The organism is Tardiphaga sp. 42S5 (assembly GCF_034044155.1).
Taxonomy (GTDB): domain Bacteria; phylum Pseudomonadota; class Alphaproteobacteria; order Rhizobiales; family Xanthobacteraceae; genus Tardiphaga; species Tardiphaga robiniae.
On sequence record NZ_CP139027.1, the window covers coordinates 4,121,473 to 4,140,929 of the forward strand.

Here is a 19,457-nt window from a genome sequence, read left to right on the forward strand (position 1 = left end):
GCGAGTAGTGGAGTAATGGCGATGATCGAACAGATCGCAAAGATCGACAAAGCGCTCGATGAATTGCTCGTCGGCCTTGGCCAGATGGTGCTGCGCCTGTCGAGTCCGCATGTCACGCGTACGCGCGAGGAACGCGAGGCTCTTGTCCGCTCAGTCAATCAGTTCTCAACCTGCGCAGCCCGCTCCAGCGATCCGCGGGTCCTCAAGCTTGCTGACGACTTGCAAAATACGTTGAAGCCGCGCCTGCGCCTCGTGGCCAGTCGCTGACGACGCAGGAACGTTTCTCCCTTTTACCTGTTGGCCAGACACAACCAAAAGGGAGGCTCTACATGCCCATCGAAGCAAGTGAACAAGGTAACCTGATTGGCAGCGACAAGGTCGAAGGCACCGCAGTGTTCGGCGCTGACGACCAGAAGATCGGATCGATCGAGCGCGTGATGATCGACAAGAAGAGTGGCCGGGTGTCCTACGCTGTGCTCAGCTTTGGCGGCTTTCTCGGCATCGGCGACGATCACTATCCCCTGCCCTGGCAGTCGCTGAAATATGATACCGCACTGGGCGGTTATCGCACTGGCGTAACGCAGCAGCAGCTGGAGAACGCTCCCAAATACGGCAACGACAATAGTTGGAATTGGGCTGACACATCGCGGGCCCGCGCGGTGAACGATTACTACGGCGTTCCCATGGGCATCTGACGCCCGGGATATACCACACAGCAGAACGGCACCCGATCGGGTGCCGTTCTTGTTTGTTCACCCAGTCCGATGCATCGGCTCTAGTGCGCCAGTTCCTTGCGCACTGCCGCAGCCGCATTGCCAACTTTCTCCACCGCGGCCTGCAGCTGCTCGCGGGAAACGCCGAGCTGATGGGTCCAGTATTTCACCTCATGCGCCTCGTGCATGTTGATCTTGCTGCGATCCGGCTGACCCTTGTTCTTCCGGTCGTCCATCGTCGTCGGCCTCTTCAATTAACTGGTTGATGTACATGGCGAGCTGCTCGCCGGCGTCATTGAAATCTTCGTCCACGCAAGGTGTCCCATATGCCGTTTGGTGAGTGCAAAACATGCACGACTGTGACTTGTTCCGGGCGCCGCTCACCTGCCACACAAGCAATTGTTCAAATGCCGGAGATTCCGCCAACCCGGCTTTAACTGCACTTCCAGAGCTCGGAGAACCCAATCGCACCCGCGGCATTATGGGAGATGATGTCCACAGCCCTTGTCGTTCAAACCGTCGAACTGAGGCCGAACCCGCCGCCTTACGGTCGGCTGTCATTGCGCACGGGGGCATGGGACCAGTTGCAGGCGAAACGGGCCTATGACGACCATCACGAGCCGCCGGAGGCGCCGGTCGAGCTCGACAAGAAGGTCTGAGGTAGCCAGCAGTCCGCGGCGATCCGCGCTCTATTGCGAAACGCTTCCACCAATGCCGACGCTCCCGCCGACCCTGATGCAGGTCGACGTCCCCTCAACCTGGACGAAGCCGGCGCCGTATTGCTTACACGGATCTGCTTTTCGTGATGCCGGCGTCACGCTCTGCTTCGTTGCCACTGGCTTCTTCGACGCCGCAGCGAAGGCCTGCAGCGGGATGACAGCGATCAGCAGTCCAACAACGATAATTCTCATGACCTTCCCCCGCCGCTCTTACGCAACCGTATAGCTGGAACGAACGCCGCAGTGCGGTGTTTCCATGGCATGGGACCGAGAGAAGAAGATAATGGCGTATTCCTGCTCAGCGCGGTCGCGCTTGTCTGCGGAATGATCGCCTTCGTACCGTGGCTCCTCGAGCCGATACCCGCTGTTGCAAGCAAAAACGCCCAGCATGTCGCTTATGAACGACCTGTGTCGCAAGAGCCGGTGCGCGTGATCGTGCCCTTCACCCCGAACACCACGCCGAGCCAGCGTTGACGCTTTGCTTGGTTAGTTGGCAGTCACGGGCTGGCCGGCGGTGCGAGTGAGCTTGTCGGCTTTCAGCAGGACATGGTCGGTTGTCGGCTGCGGCCGTGCAAAGAAGCTCACCGCGACAAAGGCTGTGCAGAACAGAAATCCCACCAGCATCACCCGTCGATGCGTCGGCTTGTCGGCATTGTGAAACGAAGCGGACATGGTCACTCCCTCGATGGGAAATGAATAGCTCACTCTTATTTCCGCGCAATCATACTCTGGTTTTAACCTAACCGATGAAGGTTACTTGGCCGATCGGATTTTAACGAAGCCGTTGTGGACTGTTAATTTCCGGCGCTCCCGCGATCAAACTAAACTACAGAACCGCATCGCGAAGCCATCCTGGCCGGTTCGTTATTTCCCGGCCGTTGTCACTTCTTATCGACGTTGTCCTGCGAGATCGGGGGAGCGCAGGTCTCCTTCGCATACTTCTCAGCGAGTTCGAATATTTCGCGACGGCGCTCCGGCTCGTTAATGGTGAGGTAAGTCACAACCATTTTTAAGGCCTCCTCGTCCGAAGCCCTTCCAAACCGCCACACGAGTAACACTCCCAAGTTGTACAGAAAGGTTTCGGAACCTTTTCCCTGTACGTTGAATTGAATGCCCATCAATATACGCAATATTACGATCAGTTGGCCAATAAGTTCCGGGAGCGGTGATGATTGTCGGTCGGTCCATCTCGGAGATCTGCAGGGAGCTCGCCATCTCGGCGCAGGCGAGCCATCAGACAGTTCTCGCGCAGATCCTGCGGATGGCTTCGCTCGAAGCCGCCCAGAGCGGCGTGCGTCATCATGAAGGCGATTCCAGTATCCAAGATCGATTGGTCGGCACCTGGGACTGGGACATCGCCAATGACCGCGTCTACGCAGACAGCAAATTCGCCCGCCTGTTCGGCGTCAATGCGGATTTGGCCTCGCGGGGCACGCCGTTGCAAGACTGGCTGGATGCCATTCATCCGGACGACATCGATGACGTCACCGCCGCTATCAATCGTTCACTGACGACCGGTCAGGTCTTCTCCCGTGAATATCGCGTCGTCTCTCACGGCGACACGCATTGGGTCTATGCGCGCGGCAAGTGCACGCTCGACTCGTCGGGCAAGGCGGTTCGGTTTCCCGGCGCCATCGTCGACATTACGCGAGAGAAGATCGATGATCATCATTTCAGCATCGTCCCGACTTAGTCCCGTACGGTTCGAGATTGCTCTTTACGACAGCGTTGCCGATAAAATGCTGCGGTCACAGCTTAATACATCGTCGCCGGGAACGTAGCCTTTCGCTGCCGGTTATGCCCGCATGGCAAGGAAATTTTTTAGCGTCGTCGTCGTTCGCTCCGTCGAGGAATCCGTGGAGATCGTCGTGGAGGCCAAGAGCGCCGATGACGCCCATGTGGCGGCCATTCAGCATTTGCAAAAAAACGGTGACGAATATGCGTGGGAGAAGCCGCGCAAGGATTTGACCGTCTGGCACAAGCGGGAAATCGATACGCCCGCCATCGTGGATGTCAGCGCCTGAGGGCAACGCTCTTCACAATTCAGATGGTGCGCCCTCTTTCTCAAGACGACATCTGCCATTTGTCTTGTTTAGCTGCTATGGCAAGCGCCGCTGCCCTAGTGGTTGCACGCTTGTGTCGATCCCATGGAGACAATCCCAATGCGCTACCTTCACACCATGCTGCGCGTCCGCAATCTGGATGCGGCCCTGAAATTCTATGCCGATGCGCTCGGGCTCAAGGAAGTCCGCCGGGTCGACAACGACAAGGCGAAATTCACTCTGGTGTTCTTGTGCGCCGCCGAAGACGAGGCGTTACTTGCGAAGACCAAGGGACGAGGCGCGCCGCTGGTCGAACTCACTTACAACTGGGACGAAGAGAAATATGGCGAGGATCGCTATTTCGGTCATCTCGCTTATGAGGTCGACGACATCTATGCGACCTGCGACCGGTTGATGAAGCTCGGCATCACCATCAATCGTCCGCCGCGCGATGGCCAGATGGCCTTCGTTCGCTCGCCGGATCTGCATTCCATCGAGCTTCTGCAGAAAGGCGACGCACTGCCGCCGCAGGAGCCATGGTCGTCAATGCCCAACACCGGACATTGGTAACTCACAAAACGCATCGCTGCAGGTGCAGCGGTGGAACGCCATGAGCAGTGCCGCGTTGTTGATGCGATACTGATTTCATGGAGGCTGAGACAATGGGACGTGGAATTCTGCTCTGGCTGCTGGGTGTACCGATTCCGGTGATCATTCTGCTGTGGCTCTTCTTCGGTCGCTGACGCCTCCCAAGCTGAACCCATGAACAGGCCTCGCTCACGCGGGGCCTGTTGCGTTTGCGGGCTCGCTCCTTTGTGAGAGGTCAGCACGAGACCGGCCTTGCGATGGCGGCGCGTTGCTGGCTAAACCTGCAGCGCTTATCCGCCAGCGAGGTTCATCGTGCCGCAGACTCCCACTCCATCCCTGCAGATCTGGGGCCGCGCCAATTCGGTCAATGTGCAAAAGGTTCTGTGGTGCTGCCATGAACTCGACGTCGCTTATGAGCGCATTGATGCCGGCATGCAATTTGGCCGCAACAGCGAGGCCGACTATCTGGCGATGAATCCCAACGGTCGCGTGCCCACCTTGGTGCAAGGCGATTTCGTGCTGTGGGAATCCAATTCCATCATGCGCTATGTCGCCCTGGCCTATGGCGCTACATCGCGCCTCTACCCATCCACGCCAAAAGTGCGCGCCGGGATGGAGCGCTGGCTCGACTGGACACTGACGACATTGCAGCCGGCCGAACGCCCGTTGTTCTGGGGACTGGTGCGGACGCCCGTCGCCGACCGCGACATGGCCGCGCTGCAGAAGGCCGCGGATGCCAATGCGGCGCTGTGGGAGATGGTCGACCGGCAACTTTCCCGTCAGACCTGGATGGAAGGCGACGATTTCAGCCTCGCCGATATCGCCATCGGTTGCTATGCGCGGCGATGGTTCGGCGTCGAGGGCGTCATCCGCCCTGCACTTCCGCATCTGCAACGCTGGTATCAGGCGATCTCGGTACGGCCGGGCTTCCAGACCTATGTCGCGCCGCCGCTCTCCTGAGCGCAGGCGTTCGCTTGAACGTTAGTTCAGCGAGCGTTCGAGCAGCAGGATGCCCATGATCACCACCAGCGTGATCGCGGCCACGATAAGGCGCGTGGACCAGTTCATGCCACGGCCGATCCACCACAGCAGCGCGCAGCCCATCAATACGGGAATGACGATATCGGGGCGCACGATCGTGGGGCCCTACGCGATGAAGCGAACGCCCAGCGTCTTGCCGCGGCGCCAGACCACTTCACACGTACGCCCGGTGCGCGCGTCGCGCGAGAAAGCCAGCTTCATCTTGTTGGGGACCGACGTGGGATCGTCGACGACGACTTTCGCGCCGGAGGCCGAGAGATCCAGCACATTGCATTGCCGGGCCGCGAATCCACCGTCCAGCGTGATCCATGCGGCCTGGTGTACGGACCGGCGTGTGTCGCGTTTTTTCGTCACTGCCATCGCATCACTCCACGCCCCCGGGAGAGAGCCTTAAGCCTGCATGCTTTAAGAACCGTTGAGAGGTGCAGAAGAGTTCGAAATGTCCTGTGCACAAGGTCCGTGCTCCGCGCATGGGGATCATCCACCTGATCCCTCACCGCCCACTTGCCGACCCGAACAAACGTCACTATACGTTCGGCCGCTGGCACCAAACTGATTTGCTTTCGGTCGGTGCCGCCCGCGATAGATCAGCCCTAAAGCTTTGATGTTGCGGCGATTTTAGAAATAGCCGTGCAGAACCGCGGTATCCTTGGCCTGATTTCGGGCCGCTGGATCGGCCGGGGTTTTTTGCTCCCTTCGTCTATCGGTTAGGACGCCACCCTTTCACGGTGGAGAGAGCGGTTCGATTCCGCTAGGGAGCGCCATTCGCGCACTGCCCTGGGTTAGGCCACGTTATTGCCACCCGAGCCTTATTTTCGTTGAACTTGGCCGCGAACCTCCCGAAATTCACGCGTTCTGGATGGTTTTGTCGCGGATTGGAACGATCACACGCCATAGGACTTCGAGCTTCATGGTCGAAATCATGCCGAGCGCTTCCCAGCACAGTTACGCGTCCGAACCCAGTCACACCTGGCGCATTAGCCAGCAGCCGATCATGGTTGCGGCTGCGGCCCTGTTTCTGGTCGTGATCGGCATCGGCGGCATATTCACGTGGCGCAGCTACAGCGGCGCAACGCCGGAGCCGGAGCGGCTCACCGCATCACGCCTGCAACAGGCCCGTGTGGCGCAAGCGTCCGAACAGCTGATCGAAAAGACCAAGGGCATCGAGGCCACCCAGCAACAGTCCATCGACCAACTCCAGGTCGTGCAGGATCAGCTGCAGACTATGCAGCGTCTGATGACGGCGCAGCAGAACGAAGCGCGCAAGCTCAATGAACAGGTCGGCGCCCTCACCTCCACGCTCGACACTCTCCGGCAGTCTTTTGCCAGCACCTCGGCGACTGACGACAAGCCTGCCGCGCGAGAGCAGCCGCGCCGCTCACGATCCCGCGCCGCGGCGAGCAAGGGCCGTCAGAAGATGAAGATCGTTGTGCAGCGCAAGCGCCCCGGGGCACGCGGCTAAGCCATCCCGCGCGATTGCTCCCGAGCACACGTGAACTGCTTGTACTCTCCACAGCACCGCGCCTAGTCTGTCTGGCCGAACGCAATCTGCACTGCTCAAGGTGCGAGATCATGCGATACCGGTAGGGAGCGAGACATGAAGCATGACGGCGGCGATCACCTTCACGCGCACGACAGCGCGATGACCGAGAAATACGGCAGCACCACACTGGCAACACTCCGCAAGATCTACGGCAAGTTCTTCGCAGCCGGGCATCCCGACACGCTCACGCTCAGCGAAGTGCTGCCGAAGCTCAACGACACGTCGCTCAGTCAGCTCCGCCGTGATCACGACACCGGACATCTCAAGAAGAAGATCTCGAAGGCGGCGTGATGCGACGCGTTGGCGCTGTGGCTAGAACGCCTTGCGCAGCAACAACACGGTGAGGACGATCACGACGACCGGCGCTCCCAATGTCACCGGGAGCAACCATGGACTGTCGGCGTCGATGAGTGTGCCGGGAATGACGCCGATCAAGGCATGATCGACGATCCAGACCATGGCGGACACGATACTGGCGGTTTCGAACTTCAGACGCGGCATGCCGGCGATGCCCGCGACGCTGGTGACCAACGCGCGCGCCGGCCCGATATGGTAGCCGACCATGATCGCCGCGATGCCGTAGCGCTCGAATAGCCTACGCACCCGCGCCACCAGTTGCTGACGCGATTGGAGCATCCGCATCTCCAGCAGCCTCGGCCCGCACCGTTTGCCGAGCTCATAGGACACGCTCATGCCGAGCACCGCGCCGCCGATGGCCCAAAGGACGAAAGTCCAGGACACCACGCCGGCCCCGATCAGCACACCGGTCGCCGTCACGATGGCGGCGGCCGGCACCACGAAACTGGAGCCGACCAGACATCCGAAGAAGGCGATGACGAAGCCAAGCGGCCCAGCCAAATCGGCTTGCGCGGCGATCAGCGCCGAGATTTTCTGAATGATGTCCATCAGGGAGGGGATTCCGACCGGCGCTGTGTTTCGTTCAGGCAGTGTTTCGTCCATCACCAGCAATGAAACAAAACCGCGGTCGAAGAAACCGTTTCCTCGCCTCCGCGCAAACCGCCTGAAGCGAACGCCCTCTATCCCATCGTTCCAACGACCCGCCGATCGGCGCACGGATGGACACCAGATCGAGGGACAAAGATGACATTCACCACCGCCAAGCTCGCCGCCGCCACCGTTCTTGCATTCGGCATGCTGACCACCGTCTGCCACGCCTACAGCGCCGAACAGGAACAGCTTTGCACGGGCGATGCGATGCGACTGTGCAGTTCGGAAATCCCGGATGTCGATCGCGTCATGGCTTGCATGATCCGCAACAAGTCTCAGCTAAGCGACGGCTGCAAGTCGGTCTTTGCGCCTGCCTCGGCCTACCAGCCGGCATCGCTACGGACCACGAAGCCGGTCAATCTGGTGCCGGCCCGGATTCGCTGACGCCTAGCGCCGGCGCGCCACGGCGACGCCGAGCAGAAAAGCAACCAGCAGCGATCCCAGCGGCGCTTCGCGCGCAACATTGGCCAGGATGCTCAAGGGCATGCCTGGCTTCTTGCCGGATTCGATGGCACCGCCGATGCGGTGCGCGGTCTCGGTCACCGCCTCTTTCACATCCGTGATCGTTTCTGTGATTGTCGACCTGGCCTCAGGCACGGGCTCGACGCCTTCGTAGATGTAGGGGGGTGTCTTTGCGTCGTCGGCCATGGTCATTTCCCGTGCAGTATGAGCTGTGTCAGCCCAATCGACCGAACACTGATTGGTTCCGGCCCTGGCCCGGGCCCACTAGCTTCTCTTTTGTCGCAGGCGGCTCCCGCAAGAGTCACTCTTTCCGGTCTGCCCGGCCGTCTATAATTAAGTTCCATGAACCTGCTCGAATCGCTCCCCACCGTGATCGGTATCGCCGCCGTGGCACCAGCTCTGCTGGTGCTGTGGCTGGTGATTGCTGCCGATGAACGGCCGGGACCGCCCGGGCTGGTCTGGGCGTCATTCCTGCTGGGCGCCGCCAGCATCTCCCTACTCGGCTATGCCCGCGCGCTGTTCGCGGCAATTCCGGGTCTTACGGACAACCCGACCCTGGCCATGGTGCTCCACGCCGTGTTTGGTGTCGCCGCGCCGGAGGAGATCGTGAAGATCTTCGTCATCATCGCGGTGTCCACCCAGCGCGCCCGGACGGCCGATCCAATGGACACGGTGGTTTATGGCGCCGCCGCCGGCCTCGGCTTCGCCGCCTACGAGAATCTCGTCTATCTCCTGCAATATCCCGAGATGTGGCGGACGCTCGCGGTGCTGCGCAGCGTACTGACCGTGCCGTTTCACGGTGCACTTGGCGTCATCGCCGGCGCCTATATCGCCATCACCCGCTCCGGCCGCGCGCTCGGCGCCCATCGCCGCGACGGCTGGGCTTTCATTCGCACGCCCATGCTCATTGTTCTTGCGCCGGTGACGCTGCATGCCTGTTTCGATCTTCCTTTGCTGACGCTGCAGCGACATCCGGAGATCGTCGGCGTGATGCGCCGCGTGCTCGAGGCCGCCGGCGTGGTGATCGGCTTCGGCACCATTGCGCTGGCGGCGCGGCTGGTCCGGCGGATCGGCGCGCATCATGCACCGCATACGGAGGTGTCACGCGAGAGGCTCAGCCAGTTGCGCGGCATGTGGGCGCTACTGGTTGCCGGCGGCGGCGCGGGCTTTGCCGGCACGGCCTTTTTGCTGACTTCGATTCATCACTGGTTTACGAACCCGGCGCGCAACGTCACCATGGTGCTGATCCCGCTCGGTCTGGCATCGATCGCCATCGGTGCCGTGCTGCTGGTGCTGACGACGACAGCCTATATCCTCGGTCGCAACCGCATGCGCACGGCCGCACCGGCCATCACCATGCAGTCGTAACGTTCAAGACCTCACGCGACATTCGAGCTATTCCCGATCAACAAACTTGCACGCTTCCGCGTGTGAGCGGATAAATGCAAGGTACGGCCAGCATGCTGCCGGCCAGATCAGGACATGCCGCCATGACCATGCCGCCCAACCTCGCCGAGCTGCAATCGAAGATGAGCGACGCCGTGCGCGCGCATTGGAAGGCATTTCTAATCGAGGGCATCGTGCTGGTGATCCTCGGCTTCGCCGCGATGATCGTGCCGCAGGTGGCCAGCATCGCCGTCACCGTCATGCTGGGCTGGATGTTCTTCATCTCGGGCGTCGCCGCGCTGCTGATGACCTTCTGGGCGCGTCAGACGCCGGGCTTCATCTGGTCGCTGATTTCAGCAATCCTTGGCATCGGCGCCGGCATCATTCTGCTTACGCGCCCGGCCGAAAGCACGCTGACACTGACATTCGTGGTTGGCGTCTATTTCCTCGCCGAGGGCGTAGCGACCATCATGTACGCGCTCCAGCATCGCAAGGAGCTGTCCGAGCGCTGGAGCTGGATGGCCTTCTCCGGTCTGATGGATATCGTGATCGCCTTCATCATCATCTCGGGCCTGCCCGGCACGGCAGCCTGGGCCATCGGCTTGATGGTCGGCATCAATCTGGTGATCGGCGGCGCTTCGCTGATCGGCTTGGCGATGGCCGCCCGCAAGAAGGCCTGACCCCGCCAACTGTCTGCAGGGGCTCAGCAGCCCTTGCAGATATTCTTGATCATACGATCAAGTTCGCGATCCTGCGCGTCGATGCGGGACGGATCGTTCTTGCCGGTCTCCGGCGGCAAATCGCCCGGCCGCGGCTGGCGATGGCCGACGGGAGCCTCTGGCAGAGCACCGCCGCTGTTGGTCTGTGTGGTCGGCTGCGAGCGCAGGCCCTTGGGTGGCAGGTTGCGGGACGAATCCTGCGCCAGAGCCAGCGAATGGCCGAGAACGAACAGGCCTGCCGTCATCACGAACAATGTTTTCATTTTTTGTCTCCGACACCAGATGGCGCGTGTAAGCCGATCGCTACGGCTTCGGTGGATAGATATGAACGTCGCCGCAGTAATCCACAACACGATAGACCGATTCCGCAGAAGCTTCACCGTCAGGCTTGAGGCTGATTGAAGAATTCTCGGACAAATATTCGGGACCGATCGGCGCCTTGCCATAACCGCCGGGAATATCGAGCACATAATCCGGCTGGCACAATCCGGAAACATTGCCTCGAATGGCGCGCATTAAGGCCTGTCCCTCCGCGATGCTGGTGCGCAAATGTGCGGTGCCAGGCGCTAGGTCGCCGTGATGCAGATAATAGGGCTTGATGCGGCACTCAACGAAACCGCGCATCAGTGCCGTCAGCGTCGCCGCATTGTCATTGACGCCGCGCAGCAATACCGACTGGCTCACCATGGGAATGCCGGCATCAACCATCAGCGCGCAGGCCGCACGTGCAGCATCCGTCAGCTCGCGCGGATGATTGGCATGCAGCGCCACCCATGTGCTGGCACCCGTGACTTTCAATGCATCCACCATTTCCGCACTCACGCGACCGGGATCAGCCACGGGGACCCGCGTATGCAATCGAATGATCTTTACATGCGGGATATCAGCGAGATCCGCCATGATCTCGCTCAATCGTCGCGGCGACAACATCAGGGGATCACCGCCGGTGAGGATTACCTCCCAGATCTTGTCATGGCTGCGGATGTAATCCAGCGCGGCTGAATAGGCGTCGGGTGACAGCGCGGTCTCCTTGCCCGGCCCCACCATCTCGCGGCGGAAACAGAACCGGCAATACACCGCGCAGACATGTACCAGCTTGAACAGCACACGGTCGGGATAGCGATGCACGATGCCGTCGATTGGCGCATGGGCGTGATCACCGATCGGATCAGCGTTCTCTTCGGGCTGCGCGTTCAGTTCATCCACACTCGGTATGTACTGGCGCGCGATCGGATCGTCGGGATCGCTGCTGTCAATCAGTGCGGCTACGGCCGGCGTCACCGCGACCGCATAACGCGCGGCGACTTTCTCCAGATCAGCCAGCGTCGAGGCTGGCGCGAGACCGTTTTCGATGAGGTCGCTGGCTTGCCGCAGGGTCGTCGCAACTTTCACGTGACGGTTCATGACACACCTGCCGGCGGCGTCCACACCACCTGATCGATCCGCGTCGCACCCGAGGCCAGCATCACCAGTCGGTCGAAGCCGAGTGCAACACCGGATGCAGGCGGCATCGCTGCAACGGCTTCAAGAAACTCCTCATCGAGCGGATAGCGCTCGCCATAGCGACGCTCCTTTTCATCCATCGCTTCCGTGAAGCGGCGGCGCTGTTCGTCAGCGTCGGTCAATTCGCCAAAGCCATTGGCAAGTTCAACACCGCAGGCATAGACCTCGAAGCGTTCGGCCACGCGTCGGTCACCTTCTTTGGTGCGCGCCAATGCCGCTTCCGGCGATGGGTATTCAAACAGCACGGTCATCCGTCCCTGCCCGAGATGCGGCTCGACATGCTCGACGAGAATCTTGCTGAAAATATCCGACCATGTGTCGTCGTCGCTGATCCGCACCTTGCCAGTCGCAGCAGCCGCCAGCTTAGCGCGATCACCCTCGGCGCCATCGATGCTTGCAAGCAAATCGATATCCGCAAAACGCGTGAAAGCCGCTGCCACGGTCAACATCTCCGGCTCGGCAAACGGATCGGCAACCTGACCGCGAAACGTGAACTGCTTGATGCCTGTCGCCTGCGCCGCGCATGCAATGATCGCCACGCAATCGGCGATCACGGCCTCATAGCTCTCCTCGGCACGGTACCATTCGAGCATCGTGAATTCAGCCAGGTGCTTGTCGCCGCGCTCGCGGTCGCGAAACACCCGGGCGAATTCGAAGATTTTCGTCTCCCCTGCCGCCAGCAGCTTCTTGCAGGCGAATTCCGGCGATGTCCGCAGATACCGCGAGAACCGCTCGCCGTCGCGGTCGATCAATGTCGTCTTTGGCGCATGCAGATGGGTCTCATTGCCCGGCGACACCTGCAACACGCCAGTCTCGACCTCCAGGAAGCCCTGAGCCTCGAACCACGTCCGGATACCCTTCGTGATCGCTCCCCGCGCCAGCAGGAAGCCCCGGCGGTCCTGATGTCGCGCCGGGCTCCACCAGGGCGACGGACGGTCGGTTCCAGTCATCGGCAAACGGCCCTTTTGGGTTGCAAAACGCTGGCATCGCCGCGTGAAATCAGTATGTTGCCCCCCGAAACCGCTTCGCTGGCCACAGGACACACACGTCCGGATCGGTCCCGGGCCTGAAATCTAGGAAACATATCTGTGAAAGTCATCGCCAGTTCTATTCGCAAGGGCAACGTCATCGAGCAGGAAGGCAAGCTCTACGTGGTTCTGTCCGCGGAGAACATCCACCCCGGCAAGGGAACCCCGGTCAGCCAGATCGAAATGCGCCGAATCAGCGACGGTGTGAAGATCTCGGAGCGCTACAAGACCACTGACCAGGTGGAAAAGGCGACGATTGAAGACCAGAACTTCAATTACCTCTACAAGGACGCCGACGGCTTCCACTTCATGAACAACGACAATTACGACCAGGTTCAGGTGCAGAAGGACGTCATCGGCGATGCCGAGCCCTATCTGCAGGAGAACATGACCGTAAAGCTGTCGCTGCATGGTCTGGTTCCGGTGGCGATCCAGATGCCGCAGCGCGCGACCCTCGAAGTCGTCGATACCGAGCCGGTGACCAAGGGCCAGACTGCATCGTCGTCCTACAAGCCTGCCATGCTGTCCAACGGCGTCCGCACCAACGTGCCGCCGCATGTCGGCACTGGCACCCGCATTGTGGTGCTGATCGAAGACGGCTCCTACATCGAACGCGCCAAGGACTAAAAGCTCCCGCCGTCGCAAGATTGCCGCAAGTCGGCCTCAACCTTTTTCGCAAGACCGCCGGAAGCCCAAAAAGGCCCCCGGCGGTCTTTTTCATGCGTGACTTCAATATGTTGACTGTCTCCCCGCGCCGCGACGCATTGCCCCTGCCGCCGCGCAAGTCATGCGGCTACAATGGGGGCATGACCACGCGCGATTCCCTGATCGACCGACGCAGCCTGCTCCGCTCCGCCCTCGGTGCCGGCGCGCTGCTGGCCCTGCCCGGGACCGCCTTTGCGGCCCCCGCCGGCTTCGACGCGTGGCGCGACGGCTTTCGTGCAAAGGCAACTGCCAAAGGCGTCTCCGACGCGACCTATTCGCGCGTGATGGGCCGCATCGAGCCGGACATGTCCGTGTTCACCAAGATGCAAAAGCAGCCGGAATTTCACGAGCAGCTCTGGCAATACATCAATCGCCGCGCCTCCGACTGGCGCATCGCCGCCGGTAAGGAAGCGCTGCGCAAGTATGACGGCGTGTTCGACCGCATAGAGCGCGACTTCGGCGTCGAGCGCGGCACGCTGCTGGCGCTGTGGGGCGTCGAGTCCGCCTATGGCGATCCCATCGTGCAGCAGAACCATATGCGCCCGGTGTTTCCGTCGCTGGCCGCACTGGCGTGGAACGAGCCGCGCCGCCGCGCCTATTGGGAAACCGAACTCATCAACGCGCTGAAGATCGTCGATAAGGGCTGGGGCACGCCCGACGAGATGCGCGGCTCCTGGGCCGGTGCAATGGGCCACACGCAATGGATGCCGGAAGTCTGGCTCAATGTCGGCATCGACTATGACCGCGACGGCCGAGTCTCGCCGTTCGGCAAGCCTGACGATGCGCTGGGCTCAAGCGCACGCTTCCTCGTCAATCGCGGCAAATATCCGCGCGGCGAACACTGGGGCTATGAAGTCCGCGCCAATGGCGCCGGCTCATCGGATAGCAATCGCAGTTTTGCAGCATGGTCCGCAGCCGGCGTTACGCGCGCCGATGGACAGCCGTTCCCGCAGGCCACTGCCAATGCCAAGCTCTGGGTGCCTGTGCAGGGCGGTCCGGCCTTCCTGCTCGGCCAGGGCTTCTACGCCGTGCGCAGCTATAACCCGTCGATGAATTATGCGCTGGCGATCTGCCATCTCGGCGATCGCATTCTCGGCGCGCCGCCTTTCATCCAGCCGTTCCCCGGCTCGGAACGCGCGCTCACACTCGCCGAAGTGCAGGAAGTGCAGACCCGCCTCACCCGCGCCGGCTTCGACACCGGCGGCACCGACGGCCGCGTCGGAAATGACACGATGAAAGCGGTGCGTGATTTCCAGACGAAGGCAGGGCTGCTGCCGGCGGATGGCTATGGCGGGCTGAAGGTACTCGCGCGGTTGCGGCAAGGCGGCTGAGCCGCTCCGTCAAATCCCCGCCATCCGCTGCGGATCGACGTAACGATCATAGTCTTCACCCGAGAGTAGCCCCAGTGCGATCGCTGCTTCGCGCGGTGTGATAGCTTCATCCAAAGCTCTGGCTGTGATGAGCGCGACTTTGTCATAGCCGATCACCGGATTGAGCGCGGTTGCGAGCAGCGGTGCATTGGCGACATTCGCAGCGAGCTGTCGTCGATCGACGTCGAGATCGCGGATCAATCGGGACGTAAAGACATCGATGCCATCGGCGAGGATGCGGATTGACTGCAAGACGTTGTAGATGATGACCGGCTTGGCAACGTTGAGCTCGAAATTGCCGGACGCACTGGCTGCGGTGACGACGGCGTTGTTGCCCGTCACCTGAAAACAGACCTGCGCAAGCATTTCGGCGATGGTGGGATTGCGCTTGCCAGGCATGATCGACGACGTCAGCCCGTCATGCGGGATGACAAGCTCACCGAACCCGCAGCGCGGACCCGAGCCGAGGAAGCGCACATCGTTGACGATCTTCAGCAGCGTGACGGCAAGGCCGTTGAGCGCGCCGGACACTTCGACCAGCGCGTCATGCGCGCCCATGCCTTCGAACTTGCTCAGATTCGGGACAAACGCAACGCCGGTCAGGGCCTTCAAGTGCCTGCAAAAGGCGCTGTCGAATCCCGCGGGTGCATTGAGCCCCGAGCCGACGGCCGTGCCGCCCTGGGGCAGCATCAGCAGGCGCGGGAAGACGGCTTCGATGCGGTCGATCGCATGGCCGATCTGGCGGGCGAAGGCATCGAATGCCTGCCCCATGGTCATCGGCACGGCATCCATCAGGTGCGTGCGTCCGATCTTCACGACGTCGGAGAACGCGTCCGCCTTGGCGCGAAGATCATCGCGCAGCGTCTGCAAGGCCGGGAGCAAGCGCCCGCGCAACTCCCGCGTTGTTGCCACATGCATCACGGTCGGAAAGCTGTCGTTCGATGACTGCGAACAATTGACGTGATCGTTGGGATGAATGGGCGATTTGGTCCCGAGCGGCTGGCCCAGCAATTCATTGGCGCGGTTCGCGATCACCTCGTTAGCGTTCATGTTGGTCTGGGTGCCGGAGCCCGTCTGCCAGATCGGCAACGGGAAATGATCGTCGAAACGGCCCTGCTGAAGTTCCAGTGCCGCTGTTTCGATCGGCGCCGCGATCTCCGGCGCGATCGTCCCGAGTTGCAGATTGGCGCGAACGGCCGCGATCTTCTGCAGGGCGAATGCACGGATCAGCGCGACCGGGAAACGCTCATCGCTAACCTGGAAGACCTCAAGCGCGCGTTGGGTCTGCGCGCCCCAATAGCGATCCTTCGGCACCGCGATGGCACCGAAGGCGTCATGTTCCGTGCGAACGTCACTCACGAGTCTCGCTCACTGCGCACCGACAACGCCCGCTGCCTTGATGATCGGCGTCCACTTGTCGATCTCGGATTTCAGATGCGCGGCCAGCGCATCGGGCGTCGCCCGTTCCGGCGCCACTGGCTGCACGCCGAGCCCGGCAAGCCGGCTCTTCACAGTCTCGTCCTTCAGCGCCACGTTCAACGCCGCAACGAGTTTGTCGATGATCGGCTTGGGTGTGCCCTTCGGCGCGAACAGGCCGTACCAGACGGTGTAGGTAAAGCCCGGCAAGCCGGCTTCGGCTGTCGTGGGCAGTTTTGGCAGCGCCGGCGCCTTCTCGGTGCTGGTGACGGCGTAGCCCTTGATTGTGCCGCCGTCGACATTGCCGACCACGTTGACGATCTGGTCGCACATGACATCGACCTGTCCGCTCATCATGTCGTTCATCGCCGGACCAGCGCCGCGATAGGCGATCTGGGTCGGCTGCGTACCGGTCGCTGCATTGAGCAGCAGACCGCACAGATGCGACGCCGATCCGATGCCGGCATGCGCGTAGTTCACTTTCTCCTTGTTCGTCTTCATCCAGGCGATGAGCTCGGCGAGATTGGCGGCCGGGAGATCCTTGCGTGCCACGAACACCGACGGCAGATCGACGGCGAGACCGATCGGCTCGTAGTCCTTAATCGGATCGTATTTGAGTTTTGGATACAGCGCCGGATTGGTCGCGTGGCTGATATGGATCAGCAGCAGATTGTAGCCATCCGGCGGCGAGGCGGCGACCTTGGCGCTGCCGATGGAGCCTCCGGCACCCGTCGTGTTCTCGACGATGACCTGCTGCTTCAGCGGGCCGCTCATGCCCTGCGCCAACAGCCGCGCGATGGTGTCACCGGGGCCACCTGCCGAATACGGCATGTTCATGGTGATGGTGCGGGTCGGAAATTCCTGCGCCATCACGGGACCGGCGAGCAACGCACCGGCGAGTACGACTGCTGTCTTCAAAATCATCCTGGTCATTGAAATCCTCCCTTGGTGTGTCTGTTGTTTCAACTCTTGGACGGGCTCAGCACGCGATCAACCATCGGGCCGCACAGGCCGAGATAATTCGTGGGATCGCAATGCTTGCGGATCGCGTCCTTGCTGCCGAGTGCTTCGACAATCTCCGGCACTTCGGCGAGGATATCGGCGAGCTTGCCGCCGCCTTCGATGGCCTTGCGGCAAGCGTCGTAGACGACGTCATGCGCGTGCTGACGGCCGAGTTTTGGCGCAGCCGCCATCATCACGGCTTCGGCGACGATCAAGCCGCGAGTCAGATCGAGATTGTCCAGCATGCGCTTCTCGTGGACGACAAGGCCGGCCAGCATGAACTTTGCATTGGCCAGTGATGATGCCGTGAGCAGGAAGCTCTCCGGCAACGACACCCATTCGAGATGCCACGGCCCGGTTGCACGTTCCAGGTCATGGATCATGCCGTCGAGCATGGTCGCGACATGCTGGCGCACCGCCTTGGCAGCGGCGAGCATCAGTTCGCTTGAAATCGCGTTACGCTTTTGCGGCATCGTCGATGACGCGCCGCGACCGGGCACGAAAGGCTCTGACACTTCGCCGAATTCGGACGATGACAACAGCATCACGTCGGTGGCGATCTTGCCGAGCGTACCGGTGATCAGGCCGAGCAGCGTGACCGCTTCGGCGATGCCGTCGCGGGCGACATGCCAGGTGATCGAGGGCTGATGCAGGCCGAGCTCCTCGCAGAACAGCTTTTGCATCTCGAGACCGCCCTCGCCCACCGACGCGAGCGTCCCCGCGGCGCCGGAGAACTCGCCGAGCAGGATGCGCGGCAGCGCCTGATCGACGCGTTCGATGTGGCGATCGACGGAAGACAGCCAGACGGCGGCTTTGTAGCCGAAGGTCACCGGCAGCGCCTGCTGCAGATGGGTGCGCCCGGCCATTGGCGTGTCGCGATATTTTTTCGCCATGTTAGCGAGGATGTCGCGGACCTCGCGCAGATCGCGTGCAACGATCTGTAGCGCCGCGCGGATCTGCAGGACGTTGGCTGTGTCCATGATGTCCTGGGTGGTCGCCCCCCAGTGGACGTAGCGGCCCGCCTCTCCTGCGGCTTCGGAGAGCTGATGGACCAGCGGCAAGATCGGGTAGCCGACGATTTCGGTCTCAGCTCGGAGCTTGTCGAAATCGATCCGGATCGATTTGGCGGCGGCCTCGATGGCCTGCGCGGCTTCCTTGGGGACAACGCCGAGACGGACCTGGGCGCGGGCCAGCGCGACTTCGGCCTCGATATAGCGGCCGACCAGGGCTTCGTCGGCGAAGACCGCCCGCATTTCCGCGGTGCCGAACATGTCCCGAAACAGGACCGAATCGAAAACCGTGCTGCCCATAACGCTTCCTCTTATTATGTTCGTACATATTAAATTGTCCGAACATAAACCTTGTGTCAATCTCCTTCCTTGACGAGATGGTCGCCAATCAGGCTTCCATCTTGCGATCAGGGACTTAGGGTCGAGGGACGACGGTGGAAAAGCGTTACGCGTTCGTGGCCCGAGCACTTACCGAGGCCATCGCAGACGGACGGCATCCGGTCGGGTCCGTGCTGCCGACAGAGTTCGAGCTGGCGGACCAGTTCGCCGTGAGCCGATCAACCGTGCGCGCGGCGATGCAGGAACTGCAAGCGTCCGGCTTGGTCAGCCGGAAGCGCAATGCCGGGACGCGTGTCGAGGCGGCCTCTCCGGCCAAGGGCGGTGATGGCTTTACGCAGGCACTCAATACGATCGAGGCGGTCCAGCAGTTCGGCACCGAGACCGAACGACACGTGCAGCGTGTCACCGACATCGTCGCGGACAGCCAGTTGGCCACCCAGCTCGGATGCCGGGCCGGCCGCCGCTGGCTGTGCATCTCGAGTCTGCGCACGATTCCCGGCGACGTCACACAGACGCCGATCTGCTGGACGGATGTCTATATCGACGGCGCCTTCGCCGACGAGGTGCGCGCGAAGATGGGCGGCCATCACGAGATCTTCGGCACGCTCGTCGAGAAAATCTCGGGACGACGCTTTGTCGAGATCCGTCAGGACATCTCTGCGGTTGGCGTGTCGGACGCGATGGCGGAGCCACTGAAAGCAACGGCTGGCGCGCATGCGCTGTCCATTCGGCGGCAGTATCTGTTCGCCTCAAACGATCTGGCTGAAGTCTCGCTCAGCATTCATCCGGCGGACCGGTATCGATATTCGACGAGATTGCTGCGCCGGCAGGACACAAATGGATGAGTGCGCCGGCCAGGCCTG

30 protein-coding genes and 1 tRNA gene are annotated in these 19,457 nt (G+C 61.5%); 17 read left to right on the plus strand and 14 right to left on the minus strand.

Features of this window, described 5'->3' with window-relative positions; all coding sequences use genetic code 11:
* Window positions 1-21: 21 nt before the first annotated feature.
* Window positions 22-267 (plus strand): hypothetical protein, encoded by a 246-nt coding sequence (locus tag SFY93_RS19140; protein WP_081422011.1) that lies wholly within the window; start codon window positions 22-24, stop codon window positions 265-267.
* 62 nt (window positions 268-329) lie between these two features.
* Window positions 330-695: a PRC-barrel domain-containing protein gene (locus SFY93_RS19145; protein ID WP_089264240.1), complete on the plus strand. Its 366-nt coding sequence runs from the start codon at window positions 330-332 to the stop codon at window positions 693-695.
* Between the two features lie 80 nt (window positions 696-775).
* Here the strand turns inward: SFY93_RS19145 and SFY93_RS19150 are convergent, their stop codons facing one another.
* Entirely contained in the window at window positions 776-949 is a 174-nt protein-coding gene (locus SFY93_RS19150; protein WP_081422012.1) for a DUF3606 domain-containing protein, read from the minus strand.
* A gap of 255 nt (window positions 950-1,204) precedes the next feature.
* Here SFY93_RS19150 and SFY93_RS19155 point away from each other — a divergent pair, with 255 nt between their 5' ends.
* Window positions 1,205-1,372: a hypothetical protein gene (locus SFY93_RS19155; protein WP_170849665.1), complete on the plus strand. Its 168-nt coding sequence runs from the start codon at window positions 1,205-1,207 to the stop codon at window positions 1,370-1,372.
* 30 nt (window positions 1,373-1,402) lie between these two features.
* Here SFY93_RS19155 and SFY93_RS19160 read toward each other — a convergent pair whose 3' ends face one another.
* Entirely contained in the window at window positions 1,403-1,624 is a 222-nt protein-coding gene (locus SFY93_RS19160) for a hypothetical protein (RefSeq protein WP_320444216.1), read from the minus strand.
* Window positions 1,625-1,693: 69 nt separating this feature from the next.
* Here SFY93_RS19160 and SFY93_RS19165 point away from each other — a divergent pair, with 69 nt between their 5' ends.
* On the plus strand, window positions 1,694-1,906 hold the full coding sequence (locus SFY93_RS19165; RefSeq protein WP_320444217.1) for a hypothetical protein: 213 nt from the start codon (window positions 1,694-1,696) through the stop codon (window positions 1,904-1,906).
* A 12-nt stretch (window positions 1,907-1,918) separates the two neighbouring features.
* On the opposite strand, the gene SFY93_RS19170 is transcribed toward SFY93_RS19165, so the two are convergent.
* Window positions 1,919-2,104, minus strand: coding sequence for a hypothetical protein (locus tag SFY93_RS19170; RefSeq protein ID WP_320444218.1), 186 nt, complete (start codon window positions 2,102-2,104; stop codon window positions 1,919-1,921).
* A 209-nt stretch (window positions 2,105-2,313) separates the two neighbouring features.
* Window positions 2,314-2,439 (minus strand): hypothetical protein, encoded by a 126-nt coding sequence (locus tag SFY93_RS19175; RefSeq protein ID WP_283805494.1) that lies wholly within the window; start codon window positions 2,437-2,439, stop codon window positions 2,314-2,316.
* 161 nt (window positions 2,440-2,600) lie between these two features.
* Here SFY93_RS19175 and SFY93_RS19180 point away from each other — a divergent pair, with 161 nt between their 5' ends.
* From SFY93_RS19180 to SFY93_RS19195, 4 genes are all read left to right on the plus strand, one after another.
* Window positions 2,601-3,125 carry a PAS domain-containing protein gene (locus SFY93_RS19180; RefSeq protein WP_320444219.1) on the plus strand — a complete coding sequence of 175 codons (525 nt, stop codon included), beginning with the start codon at window positions 2,601-2,603 and terminating at the stop codon, window positions 3,123-3,125.
* 163 nt (window positions 3,126-3,288) lie between these two features.
* Entirely contained in the window at window positions 3,289-3,456 is a 168-nt protein-coding gene (locus tag SFY93_RS19185; RefSeq protein WP_244558297.1) for a hypothetical protein, read from the plus strand.
* Between the two features lie 138 nt (window positions 3,457-3,594).
* The gene (locus SFY93_RS19190) at window positions 3,595-4,044 is read left to right on the plus strand and encodes a VOC family protein (protein ID WP_089264233.1); all 450 of its coding nucleotides are present in this window, start codon (window positions 3,595-3,597) and stop codon (window positions 4,042-4,044) included.
* Window positions 4,045-4,374: 330 nt separating this feature from the next.
* On the plus strand, window positions 4,375-5,022 hold the full coding sequence (locus SFY93_RS19195) for a glutathione S-transferase family protein (protein ID WP_320444220.1): 648 nt from the start codon (window positions 4,375-4,377) through the stop codon (window positions 5,020-5,022).
* A gap of 21 nt (window positions 5,023-5,043) precedes the next feature.
* On the opposite strand, the gene SFY93_RS19200 is transcribed toward SFY93_RS19195, so the two are convergent.
* Together SFY93_RS19200 and SFY93_RS19205 are read right to left on the minus strand one after the other, a co-directional pair.
* Window positions 5,044-5,196 (minus strand): hypothetical protein, encoded by a 153-nt coding sequence (locus SFY93_RS19200; RefSeq protein ID WP_089264231.1) that lies wholly within the window; start codon window positions 5,194-5,196, stop codon window positions 5,044-5,046.
* A gap of 12 nt (window positions 5,197-5,208) precedes the next feature.
* The gene (locus tag SFY93_RS19205) at window positions 5,209-5,463 is read right to left on the minus strand and encodes a PilZ domain-containing protein (protein ID WP_175368958.1); all 255 of its coding nucleotides are present in this window, start codon (window positions 5,461-5,463) and stop codon (window positions 5,209-5,211) included.
* A gap of 329 nt (window positions 5,464-5,792) precedes the next feature.
* On the opposite strand from SFY93_RS19205, the gene SFY93_RS19210 reads away from it, so the two are divergent.
* The 3 genes from SFY93_RS19210 (at window position 5,793) to SFY93_RS19220 (ending at window position 6,937) form a co-directional block, all read left to right on the plus strand.
* A tRNA-Glu gene (locus tag SFY93_RS19210) sits at window positions 5,793-5,867 on the plus strand.
* A 158-nt stretch (window positions 5,868-6,025) separates the two neighbouring features.
* Window positions 6,026-6,565: a hypothetical protein gene (locus SFY93_RS19215; RefSeq protein ID WP_120290300.1), complete on the plus strand. Its 540-nt coding sequence runs from the start codon at window positions 6,026-6,028 to the stop codon at window positions 6,563-6,565.
* Window positions 6,566-6,700: 135 nt separating this feature from the next.
* Entirely contained in the window at window positions 6,701-6,937 is a 237-nt protein-coding gene (locus SFY93_RS19220) for a hypothetical protein (RefSeq protein ID WP_068736536.1), read from the plus strand.
* A gap of 21 nt (window positions 6,938-6,958) precedes the next feature.
* On the opposite strand, the gene SFY93_RS19225 is transcribed toward SFY93_RS19220, so the two are convergent.
* Window positions 6,959-7,552 (minus strand): DedA family protein, encoded by a 594-nt coding sequence (locus tag SFY93_RS19225; RefSeq protein ID WP_320444221.1) that lies wholly within the window; start codon window positions 7,550-7,552, stop codon window positions 6,959-6,961.
* A 195-nt stretch (window positions 7,553-7,747) separates the two neighbouring features.
* Here SFY93_RS19225 and SFY93_RS19230 point away from each other — a divergent pair, with 195 nt between their 5' ends.
* Window positions 7,748-8,038 carry a hypothetical protein gene (locus SFY93_RS19230; RefSeq protein ID WP_320444222.1) on the plus strand — a complete coding sequence of 97 codons (291 nt, stop codon included), beginning with the start codon at window positions 7,748-7,750 and terminating at the stop codon, window positions 8,036-8,038.
* 3 nt (window positions 8,039-8,041) lie between these two features.
* Here the strand turns inward: SFY93_RS19230 and SFY93_RS19235 are convergent, their stop codons facing one another.
* Window positions 8,042-8,302 carry a hypothetical protein gene (locus SFY93_RS19235; RefSeq protein WP_068736902.1) on the minus strand — a complete coding sequence of 87 codons (261 nt, stop codon included), beginning with the start codon at window positions 8,300-8,302 and terminating at the stop codon, window positions 8,042-8,044.
* Window positions 8,303-8,458: 156 nt separating this feature from the next.
* On the opposite strand from SFY93_RS19235, the gene SFY93_RS19240 reads away from it, so the two are divergent.
* Window positions 8,459-9,484 carry a PrsW family glutamic-type intramembrane protease gene (locus SFY93_RS19240; protein ID WP_320444223.1) on the plus strand — a complete coding sequence of 342 codons (1,026 nt, stop codon included), beginning with the start codon at window positions 8,459-8,461 and terminating at the stop codon, window positions 9,482-9,484.
* Between the two features lie 122 nt (window positions 9,485-9,606).
* Window positions 9,607-10,182, plus strand: coding sequence for an HdeD family acid-resistance protein (locus tag SFY93_RS19245; RefSeq protein ID WP_089264182.1), 576 nt, complete (start codon window positions 9,607-9,609; stop codon window positions 10,180-10,182).
* A gap of 23 nt (window positions 10,183-10,205) precedes the next feature.
* Here SFY93_RS19245 and SFY93_RS19250 read toward each other — a convergent pair whose 3' ends face one another.
* The 3 genes from SFY93_RS19250 to epmA are packed head-to-tail and all read right to left on the minus strand — an operon-like array spanning window position 10,206 to window position 12,674.
* Window positions 10,206-10,484 carry a hypothetical protein gene (locus SFY93_RS19250; RefSeq protein ID WP_081422013.1) on the minus strand — a complete coding sequence of 93 codons (279 nt, stop codon included), beginning with the start codon at window positions 10,482-10,484 and terminating at the stop codon, window positions 10,206-10,208.
* A 40-nt stretch (window positions 10,485-10,524) separates the two neighbouring features.
* Complete coding sequence (locus SFY93_RS19255; RefSeq protein WP_320444224.1) at window positions 10,525-11,625, minus strand: lysine-2,3-aminomutase-like protein; 1,101 nt, start codon at window positions 11,623-11,625, stop codon at window positions 10,525-10,527.
* Window positions 11,622-12,674, minus strand: coding sequence for an EF-P lysine aminoacylase EpmA (gene epmA, locus SFY93_RS19260; protein ID WP_320444225.1), 1,053 nt, complete (start codon window positions 12,672-12,674; stop codon window positions 11,622-11,624). Before epmA ends, SFY93_RS19255 begins: the two co-directional genes overlap by 4 nt.
* A gap of 138 nt (window positions 12,675-12,812) precedes the next feature.
* Between epmA and efp the strand changes: the two genes are divergently transcribed.
* Both efp and SFY93_RS19270 read left to right on the plus strand, forming a co-directional pair.
* Entirely contained in the window at window positions 12,813-13,379 is a 567-nt protein-coding gene (gene efp, locus SFY93_RS19265; RefSeq protein WP_068736546.1) for an elongation factor P, read from the plus strand.
* A gap of 179 nt (window positions 13,380-13,558) precedes the next feature.
* Window positions 13,559-14,788 (plus strand): lytic murein transglycosylase, encoded by a 1,230-nt coding sequence (locus tag SFY93_RS19270; RefSeq protein WP_320447803.1) that lies wholly within the window; start codon window positions 13,559-13,561, stop codon window positions 14,786-14,788.
* A gap of 9 nt (window positions 14,789-14,797) precedes the next feature.
* On the opposite strand, the gene SFY93_RS19275 is transcribed toward SFY93_RS19270, so the two are convergent.
* From SFY93_RS19275 to SFY93_RS19285, 3 genes are read right to left on the minus strand one after another with little or no spacing between them, the layout of a single operon-like run.
* Window positions 14,798-16,186 (minus strand): class II fumarate hydratase, encoded by a 1,389-nt coding sequence (locus tag SFY93_RS19275; protein WP_320444226.1) that lies wholly within the window; start codon window positions 16,184-16,186, stop codon window positions 14,798-14,800.
* 9 nt (window positions 16,187-16,195) lie between these two features.
* Complete coding sequence (locus tag SFY93_RS19280) at window positions 16,196-17,176, minus strand: tripartite tricarboxylate transporter substrate-binding protein (RefSeq protein WP_320444227.1); 981 nt, start codon at window positions 17,174-17,176, stop codon at window positions 16,196-16,198.
* Window positions 17,177-17,205: 29 nt separating this feature from the next.
* Window positions 17,206-18,555: a class-II fumarase/aspartase family protein gene (locus SFY93_RS19285; protein ID WP_320444228.1), complete on the minus strand. Its 1,350-nt coding sequence runs from the start codon at window positions 18,553-18,555 to the stop codon at window positions 17,206-17,208.
* Between the two features lie 134 nt (window positions 18,556-18,689).
* Here SFY93_RS19285 and SFY93_RS19290 point away from each other — a divergent pair, with 134 nt between their 5' ends.
* Window positions 18,690-19,439 carry a GntR family transcriptional regulator gene (locus SFY93_RS19290; protein ID WP_320444229.1) on the plus strand — a complete coding sequence of 250 codons (750 nt, stop codon included), beginning with the start codon at window positions 18,690-18,692 and terminating at the stop codon, window positions 19,437-19,439.
* Window positions 19,440-19,457: the final 18 nt, after the last annotated feature.